Source organism: Sphaerisporangium cinnabarinum, assembly GCF_055567015.1.
In genome coordinates, this window is the sequence record NZ_JBVHRG010000001.1 from 632,586 (window position 1) to 646,779 (window position 14,194).

Here is a 14,194-nt window from a genome sequence, read left to right on the forward strand (position 1 = left end):
GACGGTCGGCGCCCGGCGGATCCTGGCGACGGACCCGGACGAAGGCACCGGGCCGACGGCGGGGCGACGCAGCCCCGCCGACGCACGAGAGGGGGCACGACATGCTGGTGGTCTGTACACAGGACGACGACATCCGCGAGGCCGTCGAGGAGCACGGTTCCGGGGCGGACGCGTGGGGCGAGGTCGTCCTGCTTCCGAAGGGCTCACGGGCCGCGGCGGAACGGGCGCTCGTCGCGGCGCTCGCGACGGCGCGAGGCCCGGTCTGCCTGTCCGCGCACGGCAACGACGAGGAGATCGGCGACGAGGGGAACGGCGCCGACGACTGGGGGTGGAACCGGCGGCAGGTCGCACGGCTCCTCGCCCGGGTGCCCGGGCGGGTCGGCCCGGTGCTCGTGCACGCGTGCGCCGAGAACGTCTCCAACTTCTCGGCGGGGCTCGCCCTCGCGCTCCAGGAGGAGCGGGCGCTCGAGGGCGTCTGGGTCTACGGCTACAACCGGCCCGTCCCGGCGGACGCCCGCTACCCGCGGCCGGACGTGCTGAGCACGCAGGTCGACCTGCAGGGCACGCAGGTCGTCTTCTGACCTCGCGCCACGGGGGCGGGGCGGTCGCCGCGCTCCGACACCGCACCACACGTCATCGGAGGAAGTCATGTCGCTCGTAAGAGACATCGTCAAGCAGTTCGACAACAGCGACGAGCTCGCGCAGTCGCAGCGCGAGGTCGTGGAGTCGCTCGCTCGGCTCGGGGAGACGAAGGCCGAGCTGTTCGAGGCGAAGATCCAGGAGTCGCTCCGCGGGGCGGGAGGCACGAACTCGACCGTGCCCATCACGTCCATCCTCGCGTCCAAGAAGGAGGTGCACGCCTTCACGTCCACGTCGGCGGAGCACCTCGCCGACACCGTGAAGTCGTCGCTCAAGTCGTTCGTCTCGGGGACGGCGGACAGCATCATCGACGGGGTGGGCGGCCTCATCTCCGAGGCCCTCACCGTGTTCCTCGGCGGCGCGTCGGCGTCGACGGGCACGATGGAGGAGTACTACGTCGTGACCGAGGGCCTGTCCATCGTCCGGGTGGACCTCAAGGCGTGGTACCTCAACGTCTCCGCCCGCGGCATCTACGAGAAGATGGAGCGCATCAGCGCGTTCGTCGCGGTCAAGTCCACGGTGGACCTGACGAAGATCGACTTCAACACGTTCCTGTACCTCTACCAGAACCAGCTGACCGCGGCTCACCTCGACAAGAACCAGGTCAAGCAGGCGCTGCAGGAGGCGAAGGAGATCTACCAGGAGTTCCACGGGGCCGGCCTGCGCACGCAGGCGGTGCACCACATCACCCGCGCTCCGGGCAGCACGGCGCCGCGCTCGTCCTGACGCGGGGACGACGGCGGGTGCGGCGCCCCGGGACGCCGCACCCGCCGTCGGGCGTGCACCGACCGCCGTGCGTGCCGTCAGCGCGCCCGGCGCTGGCGCACGGCCTCGTACAGCACGACGGTCGTCGCGCTCGCGGCGTTGAGCGAGCTCGCGGCGCCGAGCATGGGGATGCTCACCATGACGTCGCACGCCTCGCGCCACCCCGCGCTGAGACCGGTGGTCTCGTTGCCGGTGAGCACGAGCGTGGGCCCCGTGAGGTCGTGCTCGGCGAGCTCGACCTCGCCGTGCTCGTCGGTCCCGACCAGGGACAGCGGGACGCCGGAGGAGCGCTGCGCGGCGACCCAGTCGAGGACGTCGCGCCCCGCGGGGACGCGGACCGTCGGCACGGAGAAGATCGAGCCGGTGCTGGCACGGACGGCGCGCGGGTCGTACGGGTCGGCGGCGTGCCCGGCGACGACGAGCCCGTCGCCGCCGAACGCGTCGAGCGACCGCGAGACGGTCCCCACGTTGCCCGGGCTCGTGGGCCGGTCCAGCACGACGCCGAGGAAGTCGGCGCCCGGGGCGCCGCCGCCGATCCGGCCCAGGTCGTCCGGCGGCGTCGCGACGACGGCGAGGAGCTCAGGCGTCTCGTCCTCCTTGCCGCCGAGCTCGCGCAGGAGCGCGGACGACACGGCGAACCGCTGCGCGCGGACGCGGTCGAGCATCGCGTGGGCCCACGACGACAGCGACCGGTCGGCGTCGACGAGCCAGGTCCGCACGGTCCACCCGGACTCGACGGCGAGCGTGATGGGCCGGACCCCCTGGACGACCATCTCGCCCGCCCGGTGCCGCTTCGTGCGGTTGGTGAGCAGCGCCTCCCACTGCTGGAACGCCGCGTTGCGGGTCGTGACGCGCTGCACGCTCAGGCCTCCGGGGCGGTGGTCGGGGCGGACGTGGTCGGGGTCGCGACGCGCGGGAGCCCGCCGGTCAGCGCGGGAGGCTCGGCGACGCCGTCCTCCCGCGCGGCGCGCTCGACCGCCGCGGCGACGAGCGTCGTCACCTCGGGGTTGAACACGCTCGGGATGATGTAGGTCGGGTTGAGCTGGTCCTCGTGGATCGCGGACGCGAGCGCGCGGGCGGCGGCGAGCAGCATCGCGTCGGTGATCCGGTGCGACCGCGCGTCCAGCAGGCCGCGGAACACGCCCGGGAACGCGAGCACGTTGTTGATCTGGTTCGCGAAGTCGGAGCGCCCGGTGCCGACGATGGCGGCATGCTCGGCTGCCTCGACCGGGTCGACCTCGGGCCGCGGGTTCGCCATCGCGAACACGATGGCGTCCGGCGCCATGCGCGCGACGTCGTCGCCGGTGAGGACGTCGGGGGCGGAGACGCCGATGAACACGTCCGCGTCGACGACGGCCTCGCGCAGCGTGCCGGTGACGCGCCGCGGGTTGGTGTTGACGGCGGTCCACGCGAGCGACGGGGACAGGCCCGGGCGGCCCGGGTGCACGACGCCCTCGATGTCCGCGACGACGACGTCGTGCGCGCCCGCCGCGAGGAGCAGCTTGAGCACCGCGGTCCCGGCCGCGCCCGCGCCCGAGAGGACGATGCGCACGTCGGGCAGCTCCTTGCCGACGACCTTGAGCGCGTTGGTCAGCGCGGCGAGCGCCACGATGGCCGTGCCGTGCTGGTCGTCGTGGAACACGGGGATGTCGAGCTCGGCCCGCAGCCGCGCCTCGATCTCGAAGCACCGGGGGGCCGAGATGTCCTCGAGGTTGATCCCCGCGAAGACGGGCGCGATCGCCTTCACCGTCCGCACGATCTCGTCGACGTCGGTCGTGTCGAGCGCGATGGGGAACGCGTCGATGTCCGCGAACCGCTTGAACAGGGCCGCCTTGCCCTCCATGACGGGCAGCGACGCGAGGGGGCCGATGTCGCCCAGCCCGAGCACGGCGGACCCGTCGGTGACCACGGCGATGGTGTTGCGCTTGATCGTCAGGCGGCGGGCGTCGTCGGGCTTGGCGGCGATGGCCTCGCACACGCGCGCGACGCCGGGCGTGTAGATCATCGACAGGTCGTCGCGGTTGCGGATCGGCACCTTGGACTCGATCTTCAGCTTGCCGCCCAGGTGCAGCAGGAACGTGCGGTCGGAGACGCGGTCCACGACGACGCCCGGGAGCGCGCGCAGCGCCTCGACGATCTGCCCGGCGTGCTCCTCGCCGCGCGTCGCGACGGTGACGTCGACCGTGATGCGCTCGTGGCCCGACGCCGTCACGTCCAGGGCGGTGACGATGCCCCCGGTGTGCTCGATCGCCGTCGTCAGCTCGCTCACGGCGGTGGGGCGGGCCTCGACCTGGAGGCGGGCGGTGATGGAGGAGGAGACACTCGGCGCTGACGTCATGGGCCCCAGTATCGCCCCGCGGGCGGGCCGCGACGCGGGAACGCGGCGCGCGAGCCCGGACACGACGACGGCGCCCTCGCGGACGCCGTGGTCGCCAGCGGCGACGGTGAACAGGCGCGCTCGCTCCAAGTCGCTGCAACGGGTCGGGGGCCGTCGTGGCCGGGTCCGCCCCGGTCAGCGCGTCCTTCGGTGGACTGCCCTGCGCGTGGGTACCGCCGCGGTGCTGTTGTCCTTCCATCACAGCCCGTCGGGACGGCGGACGCAAGCGCTCCGGGGGTTCTTCCACACCGTGTTCTACCGGGGTTCGAACACGCCGGTGCGGATGGTCCGGGAGGTCCGGATCGGGCCCTTCGGCGGTCGTCCGCGGACGCCGGACGCGCGGGTCAGCCGCGCGGGCGGCGACGCTGAAGAGGGTCAGCCGCGCGAGCGGCGGCGCCACGCCCGCCACACGAGCCACCCGACGACGCCGAGCCCGACGAGGCCCGCGGCCGCGAGCACCGGCGTCGGCGCGGCGAGCTGCGAGCGCAGGGCGACGGGCCGCGAGAACGTCAGCGCGCCCCACCCGTGCTCGGCGGCGAGACGACGCAGCGTCCGGTCGGGGTTGACGACGAACGCGTGGCCGACGGCGCTCAGCATCGGCGCGTCGGTCACCGAGTCCGAGTACGCGTAGCTCGCCGCGAGGTCGTAGCCCTCGCGCTCCGCGAGCTCGCGCAGGGCCACGGCCTTGTTGTCGCCGTACGCGTAGAAGTCGATCGCGCCGGTGTAGCGCCCGCCCTCGACGGCCATCCGGGACGAGATGGCGTGGTCGGCGCCGAGCACCGCGGCGATGGGCTCCACCACCTCGCTGCCTGACGCGGAGACGATGACGACGTCGTGCCCGTGCTCGTGGTGCGACTCGATGAGCTCGACCGCCTCCGCGTACACGACCGGGTCGATGTGCTCGTGGAGCGTCTCCTCGACGATGCGGGAGACGGTCGCGACGTCCCAGCCGGTCACGAGGTTCGACAGGTGCGCGCGCATGCGCTCCGTCTGGTCCGCGTCGGCGCCGCCCACCATGAACAGGAAGTGCGCGTACGCGCTGCGGAGCACGTCCCCGCGGTTGATGAGCCCGCCCGCGAAGAACGGCCGCGAGAACGCCGCGGCCGACGACGTCGCGATGATCGTCTTGTCCAGGTCGAAGAACGCGGCGACCCGGCCGGCGCGTGGCGGGACCTTCGGGTCCGGGAGCGGGGTCACGGTCGCGAGCCTAGCGGCGGAACGTGGCCGTCCCCAGGAGCGCTCGCCGACGGGCCCGTCCCCAGGGTCGGCGACGGGCCGACGGCGGCCCGCGTCCACGGGCGAGGGTGGTCCCCGGTCGACGGAGGGCGGGGGAGCGCGATGGTCGGAGCGGTCGTGGCGGTGGTCGGTGCGCGCGGCGGGGCAGGGGCGAGCGTCGTCGCCGCGTCGTTGGCCCGGGCGGTCGCCCGGCGGCGCGCCCCGACGTGCCTGGTCGACCTCGCCCTCCTGGGCGGGGGCCTCGACGTCCTCCTGGGCGTCGAGCAGGACCCGGGCGTGCGCTGGCCGGACCTCGCCGACGCGCGGGGCCGGCTCGACGGCGACGACCTCCTCGCGCGCCTGCCCCGCTGGGGCACCGTGCCGGTGGTCAGCACCGAGCGCGGCGGGGGCCCGGAGCAGGCGGCGCTCGCCGACGTGGTCGCCGCGCTCGCCGAGGCCACGGCGGCGAGGTCCGGGGTGCTCGTGCTCGACGCCGACCGCGCGGCCCTCGCGCCGGGTGCGGCCGGGGCGTCGTTGCTCGAGGCCTGCGACGAGGTGCTCCTCGTGACACCGCTCGACGTCGCCGGGGTGGCGGGCGCGGCCGCGGTGCGCGACCGGCTCCCCGGCCGGGCGGCCCTCGTGGTCCGCGGTCCCGCGCCCGGTCGGCTCTCGCCGCCCGAGGTGGCCGCCGCCGTCGGGCTCGACGTCGCCGCGACCGCCGGGTGGGACCGCGCGCTCGCGGGCGCGGTCGAGCGCGGGCAGGGACCGTGCGTCGGCCGCGGCGCGGTCCTGCGGGCCGGTCGCGAGCTCGCCGCGCGCTACCTCGGGCCCGTCCGGTGACGGGGCGGGAGGCGCGTGCGCCGCGCGAGGGGCGCGGTCGTGACCGGGGTGTCGTGGACGACGCGCACCGGCGCGGGGAGGCGTCGCCGCGTGCGGAGCGCGGCCGGGTCGCGCTGCTCGACGGCGTCCGGGACCGCCTCGTGCGGTCGGGCGACGAGCAGGGCGGTGCCACCGAGACGCTCGGCGACGCGGCCGTCGCGGACGCGCTGCGGGCGTCGGGCCGGGTGCTCGGCACGACCGCGCTGCGCGAGCTGACCCGGACGGCCCACGCGGAGATCTTCGGGGCAGGGCCGCTCCAGCGGTACCTCGACGAGCCCGGCGTCACGGACGTGCTCGTCAACGGGCCCGACGACGTGTGGGTCGACCGCGGCGCCGGGCTCGAACGGGTCGAGGTCGCGCTCGGCGGCCCCGAGGCCGTGCGGGCGCTCGCCGTGCGTCTCGCCGCGGCGGGTGGGCAGCGGCTCGACGACGCGTCCCCCGTCGTCGACGCCCGCCTCCCGGACGGGACGCGGCTGCACGCCGTCGTCGCGCCCGTGTGCGCGACGGGGGCGGTCGTCTCGCTGCGCGTCCTGCGGACGCGGACGTTCCGGCTCCACGACCTCGTCGCGGGCGGGACCGTCCCGCACGCGTGGGAGGCGGTGCTGCGCGGGCTCGTCGCGCGGCGCGCGAACGTCCTCGTGTCCGGCGGCACGGGCACCGGCAAGACGACGCTCCTCGCCGCGCTCCTCGCGCTCGTCCCGCCCGACGAGCGGGTCGTCTGCGTCGAGGAGGCGCGCGAGCTCGACCCCGACCACCCCCACGTCGTCCCGCTCACCGCGAGGCGTCCCAACGTCGAGGGCGCGGGCGGCGTGGACCTCGCCGACCTCGTGCGCGCCGCGCTGCGCATGCGGCCCGACCGCATCGTGCTGGGCGAGTGCCGCGGCCCGGAGGTCCGCGAGGTGCTCATGGCGCTCAACACCGGCCATGACGGCGGCCTCGCGACGATCCACGCCAACGACGTCGAGGTGGTCCCCGCCCGGCTGGAGGCGCTCGCGGCGCTCGCGGGGATGGACCGGGCCGCGGTCGCCGCGCAGGCCGCGGGCGGGCTCGACGTCGTGCTGCACCTGCGCCGCGTCCGCACGGCGGGCACGACCCGGCGCGTCCTCGCGCAGCTGGGCGTCGTGCGGCAGGACGAGCGCGGCGCCCTGCGCGTGGACGTCGCGGGGTCGTGGGACGGGACGGTCGTGCCGCCGGGCGGTGGGTCGACGGGTGCGGCGGGGCCGGCCGCGGGACCGGCGTGGGACGAGCTCGTGGGGCGGTGGTCGGCATGACGCGGCGGCGCGGCGTGGGCCGTCGGCCGGGTGCGGCCCCGACGACGCGCGGCGGGAGAAGCGGCGCATGACGGTCGTCGTGGGTCTGCTCGTCGGTGCCGCGGTCTGGTGCGCCACGGCGCGGGTCGGGCGGTCGGCGCGTCGCGTCGTCGGCCGGCCGGCGTCGCGCGCCACGCGGTGGTCCGTGCTGCGCCGCCCCGGCCGACCGCAGGCGGTGCCCGAGCTCGTGCGCGTCGTCGTGACGCAGGTCGGGTCGCTCCTGCGGTCGGGAGCCGCGCCCGGCGTCGCGTGGACCCGTGCGGTCGGCGTGCGCGTCGACGGCGGTGGCGTCCCCCGGGTCGCGGACCTCGCGCCGCACGTCGGCGGTCCGGCGACGGCGCGTGCCCTCGTCTCGGCGTGCCGGCTGGCCGCGGAGCTGGGCGCGCCGCTCGCGACCGTGCTCGACGAGGTCGCCGCGTCCGTGGCCGCGGACGCCGAGGCGCGCGCCGAGCGGGAGGCGGCGCTCGCCGGACCACGCGCGACCGCCCGCGTGCTGCTCTGGCTCCCCGTGGTCGGCGTGCTGCTCGGCTACGTGCTGGGCGCCGACCCGCTCGGCACCGCGACCGACGGCGGCCTCGGGACGGCGGGCGTGCTCCTCGGGGTCCTGCTGCTCGCGGCGGGGCGCACGTGGTCCGCGCGGCTCGTCGAGCGGGCGCGCACGGCGGGGGAGGACCGGTGACCGCGCTGCGCCCGAGACCGGCCCGGGAAGGAGAGCACCGATGACCCTCGTCCTCCTGGCGCTCTGCGTGCTGGCGGGCGCCGCGCCGTGGTGGTCCGCGCGCGCCGCCGTCGGGCGGCGCGCGGCCGCCGTCGGGCGGCGCGCGGCCGCCGTCGGGCGGCCAGGACCCGAGCGCGACGCGGCCTCCGCCGGGGAGGGCGGTCGACGGCCACGGGGTGACGACCGCGACCCCGGCATCGAGACCGGGGTGCTCCTCGAGCTGCTCGCGGCCGCCGTCGGGTCGGGTGCGGCGATCCCGCGGGCGCTGGACGTCGTCGGGACGTGCGTCGGGGGCCGCGACGGTGCCGGGCTGCGTGCTGCGGGAGCCGCGCTCCTCCTGGGGGCGTCGTGGGACGGCGCCTGGGCCGGCGCGCCGCCGCGGCTCGGGGTCGTCCAGCGCGCGCTGCGGCCCGCGTGGCTGCACGGCGCTGCTCCCGCGTCGTCGCTGCGGGCTGCCGCCGAGGCGTCGCGGCAGGACCGGACCGGAGCGGCCAAGGCGGCCGCGGCACGGCTCGCCGTGCATCTCGTGCTCCCGCTCGGTGCGTGCTTCCTGCCCGCGTTCGTGCTCGTCGGGCTGCTGCCCGTCCTCGTCTCCCTCGGTGCCGGCCTGCTCTCCGGATAGGGGCTCGGGAGGTCGGGACGGGCGGCCGCGCTCGCTACGGTGGCCGCATGGAACCGTCCCCCGCCGCCCACGTGCCCGGCCTGCTCCGAGACGACGCCTGGCGTGAAGCAGGGAGCGGCGAGTCCTCGGCCCGTGTGCTCGTCAGCGCGGACGGCTCCCGGTACGCCAAGGTCGTGGGCCCGGACCAGGTGGCCTCCCTGGCGGACGAGCGGGACCGCGCGCTCTGGGCGGCCTCCCGCGGGATCGCCGTCCCCGAGGTGCTGGCGTGGGAGGACACGGGGGAGGGTGCCGTCCTCGTGACGCGCACGGTGCCGGGGGTGCCCGCCGACACCGTCCGCCCCGACCAGGTCGACCGCGCCTGGACGAACGTCCTCGCGGCGGCGCGGACCCTCCACGACCTCCCCGTCGACGGCTGCCCGTTCGACCGGAGCCTCGACGCCATGGTCGCCCTCGCCCGCGACGTGGTCGACGGCGGCCGCGTGCACGCGGAGTTCCTGCGGCCGGAGCAGGAGTCCCGGGACCCTGTGGACCTGCTCGCGGAGCTCACCACCGAGCTGCCGACGCGCCGGGAGCAGCAGGTGGCGGACCTCGTCGTCTGCCACGGCGACCTGTGCCTGCCCAACGTCCTGCTCGACCCGGAGACGCTGGAGGTCCGCGGTCTCGTCGACGTCGGGCGGCTCGGGGTCGCGGACCGGCACGCCGACCTCGCCCTCCTCCTGGCGAACGCCCAGGACACCTGGCCGGAGCACGCCCGTGCCCTGGAGGAGACGCTGGCGCCGCGGTACGGGTCCCCGGTCGACCCGGGTCGGCTCCGCTTCCACCTCGAGCTCGACCCGCTGACCTGGGGCTGACCGCACGCGCCTCGACGAGGGCGGGTCGCTCGACCTGTCGACCGGGCCGCGCGCTTCGACCTGTTGACCGGGCCACGCGCTCCGACCTGTCGACCGGGTCGGCCGCTTCGACCTGTCGACCCGGGCTGGGTGCTCGGCCTGTCGACGGTGGCTCGCCACTCGGCCCGTCGACGCGGGCGGAGCGCGCGCTGCTGTGCACAGGTCGTCGCCTCGACGGCCCCGTCCACCGGCGCGGCGGGGTGGGGTGCGCCGCAGCCGCCGGTCCCGGCAGGGTCGCTCCGACCGCCCGCACGACGCGGGCCACGAGAGGGGAGTCGGAGATGACACGACAGCCGCGACGCGCGTTCGCGCGCCTGACGGGGACGAGCACGGGGCAGGGCGAGGCGGGTCTCGCGACCGCGGAGTACGCCATCGCGACGGTCGCCGCGGCGGGCTTCGCCGGGCTGCTCATCGTCGTGCTGAAGAGCGGCGAGGTGCGCGAGATGCTGCTCGGCATCGTGCGCAGCGCGCTCTCGCTGGGCTGAGCCCGTGCGACGGGACGCCGGGGCCGACGGCCGCCGGCCGAGGGATCGGGCCCGTGAGGGGAGCGAGCGCGGTGCGGTCACGGCCGAGCTCGCGGTCGCCCTGCCGGCCGTCGTCCTGGTTCTCGTCGTGGTCCTCACCCTCGCCGCGGCGGCGGGCGCCCAGATGCGCTCCGCCGACGCGGCGAGGGCCGCCGCCCGGGCGGCGGCCATCGGCGAGGACGACGCGACCGTGCGTGCGACGGCGCTCCGGGTCGCCGGAGCCGGCGCGACGGTCGGCGTGGTGCGGGGCGACCCGTGGGTCGAGGTGCGCGTGACGACGCCCGTCGTGGGCGGGTGGCTCGCGGGCTCGCCCTTGCGCGCCAGCGGTGAGGCCGTCGCCTGGGCCGAGCCATGACCACGGCGCAGCCACCTCGGGGGCGGTGCACCGAGACCGAGACCGCGACCGCGGGCGAGATCGAGACCGAGACCGCGGGCGAGATCGAGACCGACGGACGAGCAGCGGCGGGACCCGGGGCGGTCACCATCCCCGACACCGACACCGACACCGACACCGACACCGACGCCGAGCACGGAGCGGGCACCGTGCTCGTGCTCGGCGTCGTCGCGGCAGTCCTGGTGCTGGCGGTCGCCCTCGGCGCGCTCGCGCAGGCGCAGGCGGCGCGTGGCACGGCGCAGACCGGGGCCGACCTCGCGGCGCTCGCGGCGGCGACGGCAGCCCGCGACGGGTGGGAACCGTGCGGCCGGGCGCGCGAGGCCGCGGCGCACAACCGGGTCGTGGTGGTCGCGTGCACGGAGCAGGGCGCGGGGGTCGTCCGGGTGGACGTCGAGTCGAGAGCCGGTGTCACGTTCCTCGGCGCCCCGCTCGGTCGCGCGAACGCCGCGGCACGTGCCGGCCCGGCGAGCGCGCGGTGAGCCGCAGCGGGCCGTCGGGCGGCGGCACCTGTCCGGGCCCGGCCGCAGCGGTCCTCGACCCCGTGGGGGAAGCGGTGCCCTATCGCGCGGAACCGGCGCTCCGCCCCGCGGGGTCGGTCTCGGCGACCGGGGCGTGCGCCAGGACGGCGTCGAGCAGCCGGACGGCGGCGGCCTTCTCGAGCGGGGCGTTGTACGACCCGCACTTCGGCGACTGCACGCACGCCGGGCAGCCGTCGTGGCACGGGCAGAGCGCGATGGCGTCGCGGGTCGCGCGGAGCCAGGTCGCGCCGAGCTCGAACCCGCGCTCGGCGAAGCCGGCTCCGCCGGGGTAGGCGTCGTGGACGAACACGGTGGCCTCGCCGGTGTCGGCGTGCAGCGCGGTGGACACCCCACCGAGGTCCCAACGGTCGCACGTCGCGAGGAGGGGGAGCAGGCCGATCGACGCGTGCTCGGCGGCGTGCAGCGCGCCGGGCAGCTCGTCGGCGTCGACGCCCGCCTCCTCGATCACGGAGGCGGGGACGGTCCACCAGACGGCCATGGTCGGCAGCGTGCGCTCGGGGAGGTCGAGGGTCTCCGTGCCGAGGACCTGCATGTCGAGGAGGCGGCGACGCTGGAAGCTCACCACCTGGGAGCACACGTCGACCGGGCCGTAGCCCCAGCCGACCGGGCCCCAGGTGCGCTCGACGACGTCGCGGCCCGTCGCGACGTCCCCGCCCGTGGGCTCGTCGACGATCGTGATGGACGTGGTCGACCGCGACCACGTGCCGTGGTCGACGTCCTGCCGACGCACGAGCGCGACGTGGTCGGCGAGGTCGAGGTGCTCGACGACGTAGGTGCGGCCCTGGTGGACGTACACCGCGCCGTCGTGCACCGAGCCGTCCGCGGAGGCGGCGTCGACCGTCCCGAGCAGCCGGCCGGTGCGCGCCTCGGCGACCCGGACGGGCGCGCCGCCGGACCCGCGCAGGTCGGTCATGCCCGACGCGGGCTGCGCGTGGGTCCAGTACCAGCCGGAGGCCCGGCGTCGCAGGGCTCCGCGCGCGACGAGCACGTCGAGCAGGCCGCGCACCACGTCGGGCGCGCCGAACGCGGCGAGGTCCTCCGAGCGCAGCGGCACCTCGGCTGCCGCCGCGCACAGGTGCGGCGCGAGGACGTAGGGGTTCGCGGGGTCGAACACGGTCGCCTCGAGCGGCGCGTCGAGCACCGCCTCGGGGTGGTGCACGAGGAACGTGTCGAGCGGGTCCTCGCGCGCGACGAACGCGACGAGGCCGTCGGCGCCCGCCCTCCCGGCGCGGCCCGCCTGCTGCCACACCGACATGCGGGTGCCGGGCCAGCCCGCGATGAGCACGGCGTCGAGCCCCGAGATGTCGACGCCCAGCTCGAGGGCGTTGGTCGTCGCGAGGCCCAGCACGTCGCCGGTGCGCACCGCGTCCTCGAGCTCGCGCCGTTCCTCGGGCAGGTACCCGCCCCGGTAGGCGGCGACGCGGCGCACGAGGCGGGGGTCGACGACGCGCACGCTGTCCTGCGTCTGGACCGAGACGGACTCCGCGCCGCGGCGCGAGCGCGTGAACGCGAGCGTGCGGGCGCCCGCGATGACGAGGTCGGCGAGCAGGTCGGCCGTCTCGGCCGTGGCGCTGCGGCGCGGGTGCTCGGGCCCCTCGGCGGGCGTCGCGACCGCGGGGTCGTCGTCGTGACCCTCCGCGGGCCCGGCGTCCGCGGACGCCTCGAAGCCCACGACGACGGGCGGCTCCCACAGGGCGAACGTCTTGCGCCCCGCGGGCGAGGTGTCGCGCGCGACGGTCACGACGTCGTCGGGCTCGACCCCGACCAGCCGTGCCGCGCTCGTGGCCGGGTCGGCGGTCGTCGCCGACGCGACGACGAACGTCGGAGGCGGGTCGCCCTCCCGCGCGTAGTGCGCGGCGAGCCGCCGCAGGCGCCGCAGGACGAGGGAGACGTGCGCGCCGAACACCCCGCGGTAGGCGTGCCCCTCGTCCACGACGACGTACCGCAGGTCCCGCAGCAGCCGCGTCCAGCCGCGGTGGTGCGGCAGGAGCGCGAAGTGCAGGAAGTCCGGGTTCGTGAGGACGACGTCGGCGTGCTCCCGCACCCACCGGCGCTCGTCCTGCGCGGTGTCGCCGTCGCACGTCGCGACCCGCACGTCGCGCGTCCCGGCGGCGTCGAGGAGCCGCTGGAGGCCGGAGAGCTGGTCGGCCGCGAGCGCCTTCGTGGGCGAGAGGTAGAGCACGGCACCACGGCGCGCGACCGACTCGATGCGACCGGGGTCGAGCACGCGCGCCGCGGCGTCGGCGCGGACGGCCGTGAGCGCCGGGAGCCAGAACGCGAGCGACTTGCCGGAGCCCGTGGAGGTCGCGAGCGCGACGTGCCGGCCCGACCACGCGGCGTCGGCGGCCTCCACCTGGTGCTCCCAGGGGCGCTCCACGCCCAGCGCGCGGTACCCGGCGACGAGCGACGCGTCGGCCCACGCGGGCCACTCGCCCTGCGTGCCGGGGCGTGCGGGGAGCTCGCGCAAGTGCCGCAGCCGCTCGTCGCGCCGCCCGCCCGCGCGCAGCACGTCGAGCAGCGTCGCGCTCGTCGGTCGCGGGGAGGTGGTGGGGGCGTGCAGCACGTCTCCGAGTCTCCCACCTCCGGCCCACGGTCCGGCCGAGGGCCGCCGTGCTCGGGACCTCCGGCCCTCGCGCGGGGCGGGGCGCACGGCCGACGATCGACGCATGGCAGCGTGGCGTGGGGTCCGGGTCGTGACGACGACGGCGCTCGCCGTCGGGGCGCTCCTGCTCACCCGGCGCCTGACCCAGACGTGGGGCACCTGGGAGGGCGAGCACGAGTGCGTGCTCCCGGGGGACGACCTCGTGCCCGACGCGCGGGCCGTCGTCGCGACGCGGGCCGTGACGGTCGACGCGCCGCCGGCCGCCGTCTGGCCGTGGCTCGTCCAGCTCGGCCAGGGCCGCGGCGGCTTCTACTCCTACGACGCGCTCGAGAACCTCGTCGGCCTGGGCATCCGCAGCGCGGACGCGATCGAGGAGCGCTGGCAAGGCCTGGCCGTGGGCGACGACGTCCACCTGGCCGACGAGGCCGTGCTGCGGGTCGCGGCGCTCGAGCCGGGTTCGCACCTCGTGCTGCTCGGTGCGCCGGGGCCCGGGCAGGCGGACACGATGCCGTTCCGGTTCTCGTGGGCGTTCGTCGTGCGGCCGCTCCCGCCGGGGCCGGACGGCACGCTCCGGTCACGTCTGCTCGTCCGCGAGCGGTACCTGCCGCTGGGCGCCGCGGGCCGCGCGATCGTCGAGGCGGTGCAGCCGGTGAGCTTCCTCATGACGCAGAAGATGCTGCGCGGCGTCCGCGCCCGCGCCGAGCGCCCCTGACGGCCACG

15 protein-coding genes are annotated in these 14,194 nt (G+C 76.8%); 11 read left to right on the plus strand and 4 right to left on the minus strand.

Translation table 11 applies throughout. From position 1 onward, the window contains the following. The first annotated feature begins 107 nt into the window (after window positions 1-107). A complete protein-coding gene (locus tag ACZ4MO_RS02840; protein WP_175007595.1) occupies window positions 108-581 on the plus strand; it encodes a hypothetical protein in 474 nt (157 codons plus the stop codon). A gap of 67 nt (window positions 582-648) precedes the next feature. Continuing rightward, window positions 649-1,365: a hypothetical protein gene (locus ACZ4MO_RS02845; RefSeq protein WP_175007596.1), complete on the plus strand. Its 717-nt coding sequence runs from the start codon at window positions 649-651 to the stop codon at window positions 1,363-1,365. Between the two features lie 77 nt (window positions 1,366-1,442). On the opposite strand, the gene ACZ4MO_RS02850 is transcribed toward ACZ4MO_RS02845, so the two are convergent. The 3 genes from ACZ4MO_RS02850 to ACZ4MO_RS02860 all read right to left on the minus strand — a co-directional run bounded on the left by ACZ4MO_RS02850 (window position 1,443) and on the right by ACZ4MO_RS02860 (window position 4,978). Beyond that, window positions 1,443-2,264, minus strand: a complete 822-nt coding sequence (locus ACZ4MO_RS02850) for a TrmH family RNA methyltransferase (RefSeq protein ID WP_342779518.1) — start codon at window positions 2,262-2,264, stop codon at window positions 1,443-1,445. A gap of 2 nt (window positions 2,265-2,266) precedes the next feature. Continuing rightward, window positions 2,267-3,742, minus strand: a complete 1,476-nt coding sequence (locus tag ACZ4MO_RS02855) for a malic enzyme-like NAD(P)-binding protein (protein ID WP_175007597.1) — start codon at window positions 3,740-3,742, stop codon at window positions 2,267-2,269. Between the two features lie 414 nt (window positions 3,743-4,156). After that, window positions 4,157-4,978: an HAD-IB family hydrolase gene (locus ACZ4MO_RS02860; RefSeq protein ID WP_175007598.1), complete on the minus strand. Its 822-nt coding sequence runs from the start codon at window positions 4,976-4,978 to the stop codon at window positions 4,157-4,159. A gap of 141 nt (window positions 4,979-5,119) precedes the next feature. On the opposite strand from ACZ4MO_RS02860, the gene ssd reads away from it, so the two are divergent. The 8 genes from ssd (at window position 5,120) to ACZ4MO_RS02900 (ending at window position 10,812) form a co-directional block, all read left to right on the plus strand. After that, window positions 5,120-5,836, plus strand: a complete 717-nt coding sequence (gene ssd, locus ACZ4MO_RS02865; RefSeq protein ID WP_186810320.1) for a septum site-determining protein Ssd — start codon at window positions 5,120-5,122, stop codon at window positions 5,834-5,836. 53 nt (window positions 5,837-5,889) lie between these two features. Further along, the gene (locus ACZ4MO_RS02870; RefSeq protein WP_499278589.1) at window positions 5,890-7,146 is read left to right on the plus strand and encodes a TadA family conjugal transfer-associated ATPase; all 1,257 of its coding nucleotides are present in this window, start codon (window positions 5,890-5,892) and stop codon (window positions 7,144-7,146) included. Window positions 7,147-7,213: 67 nt separating this feature from the next. Next, the gene (locus tag ACZ4MO_RS02875; RefSeq protein ID WP_175007599.1) at window positions 7,214-7,864 is read left to right on the plus strand and encodes a hypothetical protein; all 651 of its coding nucleotides are present in this window, start codon (window positions 7,214-7,216) and stop codon (window positions 7,862-7,864) included. Window positions 7,865-7,904: 40 nt separating this feature from the next. Continuing rightward, complete coding sequence (locus ACZ4MO_RS02880) at window positions 7,905-8,525, plus strand: type II secretion system F family protein (protein WP_175007600.1); 621 nt, start codon at window positions 7,905-7,907, stop codon at window positions 8,523-8,525. Between the two features lie 47 nt (window positions 8,526-8,572). Beyond that, a complete protein-coding gene (locus tag ACZ4MO_RS02885; RefSeq protein ID WP_175007601.1) occupies window positions 8,573-9,376 on the plus strand; it encodes a phosphotransferase in 804 nt (267 codons plus the stop codon). 320 nt (window positions 9,377-9,696) lie between these two features. Then, a complete protein-coding gene (locus ACZ4MO_RS02890; protein WP_175007602.1) occupies window positions 9,697-9,900 on the plus strand; it encodes a DUF4244 domain-containing protein in 204 nt (67 codons plus the stop codon). Window positions 9,901-9,904: 4 nt separating this feature from the next. Further along, window positions 9,905-10,294, plus strand: a complete 390-nt coding sequence (locus ACZ4MO_RS02895; protein ID WP_175007603.1) for a TadE family type IV pilus minor pilin — start codon at window positions 9,905-9,907, stop codon at window positions 10,292-10,294. Further along, complete coding sequence (locus tag ACZ4MO_RS02900) at window positions 10,291-10,812, plus strand: Rv3654c family TadE-like protein (protein WP_175007604.1); 522 nt, start codon at window positions 10,291-10,293, stop codon at window positions 10,810-10,812. The genes ACZ4MO_RS02895 and ACZ4MO_RS02900 overlap by 4 nt, the downstream gene beginning before the upstream one ends. A 79-nt stretch (window positions 10,813-10,891) precedes the next feature. Here ACZ4MO_RS02900 and ACZ4MO_RS02905 read toward each other — a convergent pair whose 3' ends face one another. Then, window positions 10,892-13,381, minus strand: coding sequence for a DEAD/DEAH box helicase (locus tag ACZ4MO_RS02905; RefSeq protein ID WP_499278596.1), 2,490 nt, complete (start codon window positions 13,379-13,381; stop codon window positions 10,892-10,894). 157 nt (window positions 13,382-13,538) lie between these two features. On the opposite strand from ACZ4MO_RS02905, the gene ACZ4MO_RS02910 reads away from it, so the two are divergent. After that, window positions 13,539-14,186, plus strand: a complete 648-nt coding sequence (locus ACZ4MO_RS02910) for an SRPBCC family protein (protein ID WP_175007606.1) — start codon at window positions 13,539-13,541, stop codon at window positions 14,184-14,186. Window positions 14,187-14,194 lie beyond the last annotated feature (8 nt).

Coding starts and splice junctions, on each gene's coding strand:
- ssd (WP_186810320.1), top strand. CDS start 5,120: ATGGTCGGAGCGGTCGTGGCGGTGGTCGGTGCGCGCGGCGGGGCAGGG.
- ACZ4MO_RS02885 (WP_175007601.1), top strand. CDS start 8,573: ATGGAACCGTCCCCCGCCGCCCACGTGCCCGGCCTGCTCCGAGACGAC.
- ACZ4MO_RS02890 (WP_175007602.1), top strand. CDS start 9,697: ATGACACGACAGCCGCGACGCGCGTTCGCGCGCCTGACGGGGACGAGC.
- ACZ4MO_RS02880 (WP_175007600.1), top strand. CDS start 7,905: ATGACCCTCGTCCTCCTGGCGCTCTGCGTGCTGGCGGGCGCCGCGCCG.
- ACZ4MO_RS02855 (WP_175007597.1), bottom strand. CDS start 3,742: ATGACGTCAGCGCCGAGTGTCTCCTCCTCCATCACCGCCCGCCTCCAG.
- ACZ4MO_RS02910 (WP_175007606.1), top strand. CDS start 13,539: ATGGCAGCGTGGCGTGGGGTCCGGGTCGTGACGACGACGGCGCTCGCC.
- ACZ4MO_RS02900 (WP_175007604.1), top strand. CDS start 10,291: ATGACCACGGCGCAGCCACCTCGGGGGCGGTGCACCGAGACCGAGACC.
- ACZ4MO_RS02845 (WP_175007596.1), top strand. CDS start 649: ATGTCGCTCGTAAGAGACATCGTCAAGCAGTTCGACAACAGCGACGAG.
- ACZ4MO_RS02875 (WP_175007599.1), top strand. CDS start 7,214: ATGACGGTCGTCGTGGGTCTGCTCGTCGGTGCCGCGGTCTGGTGCGCC.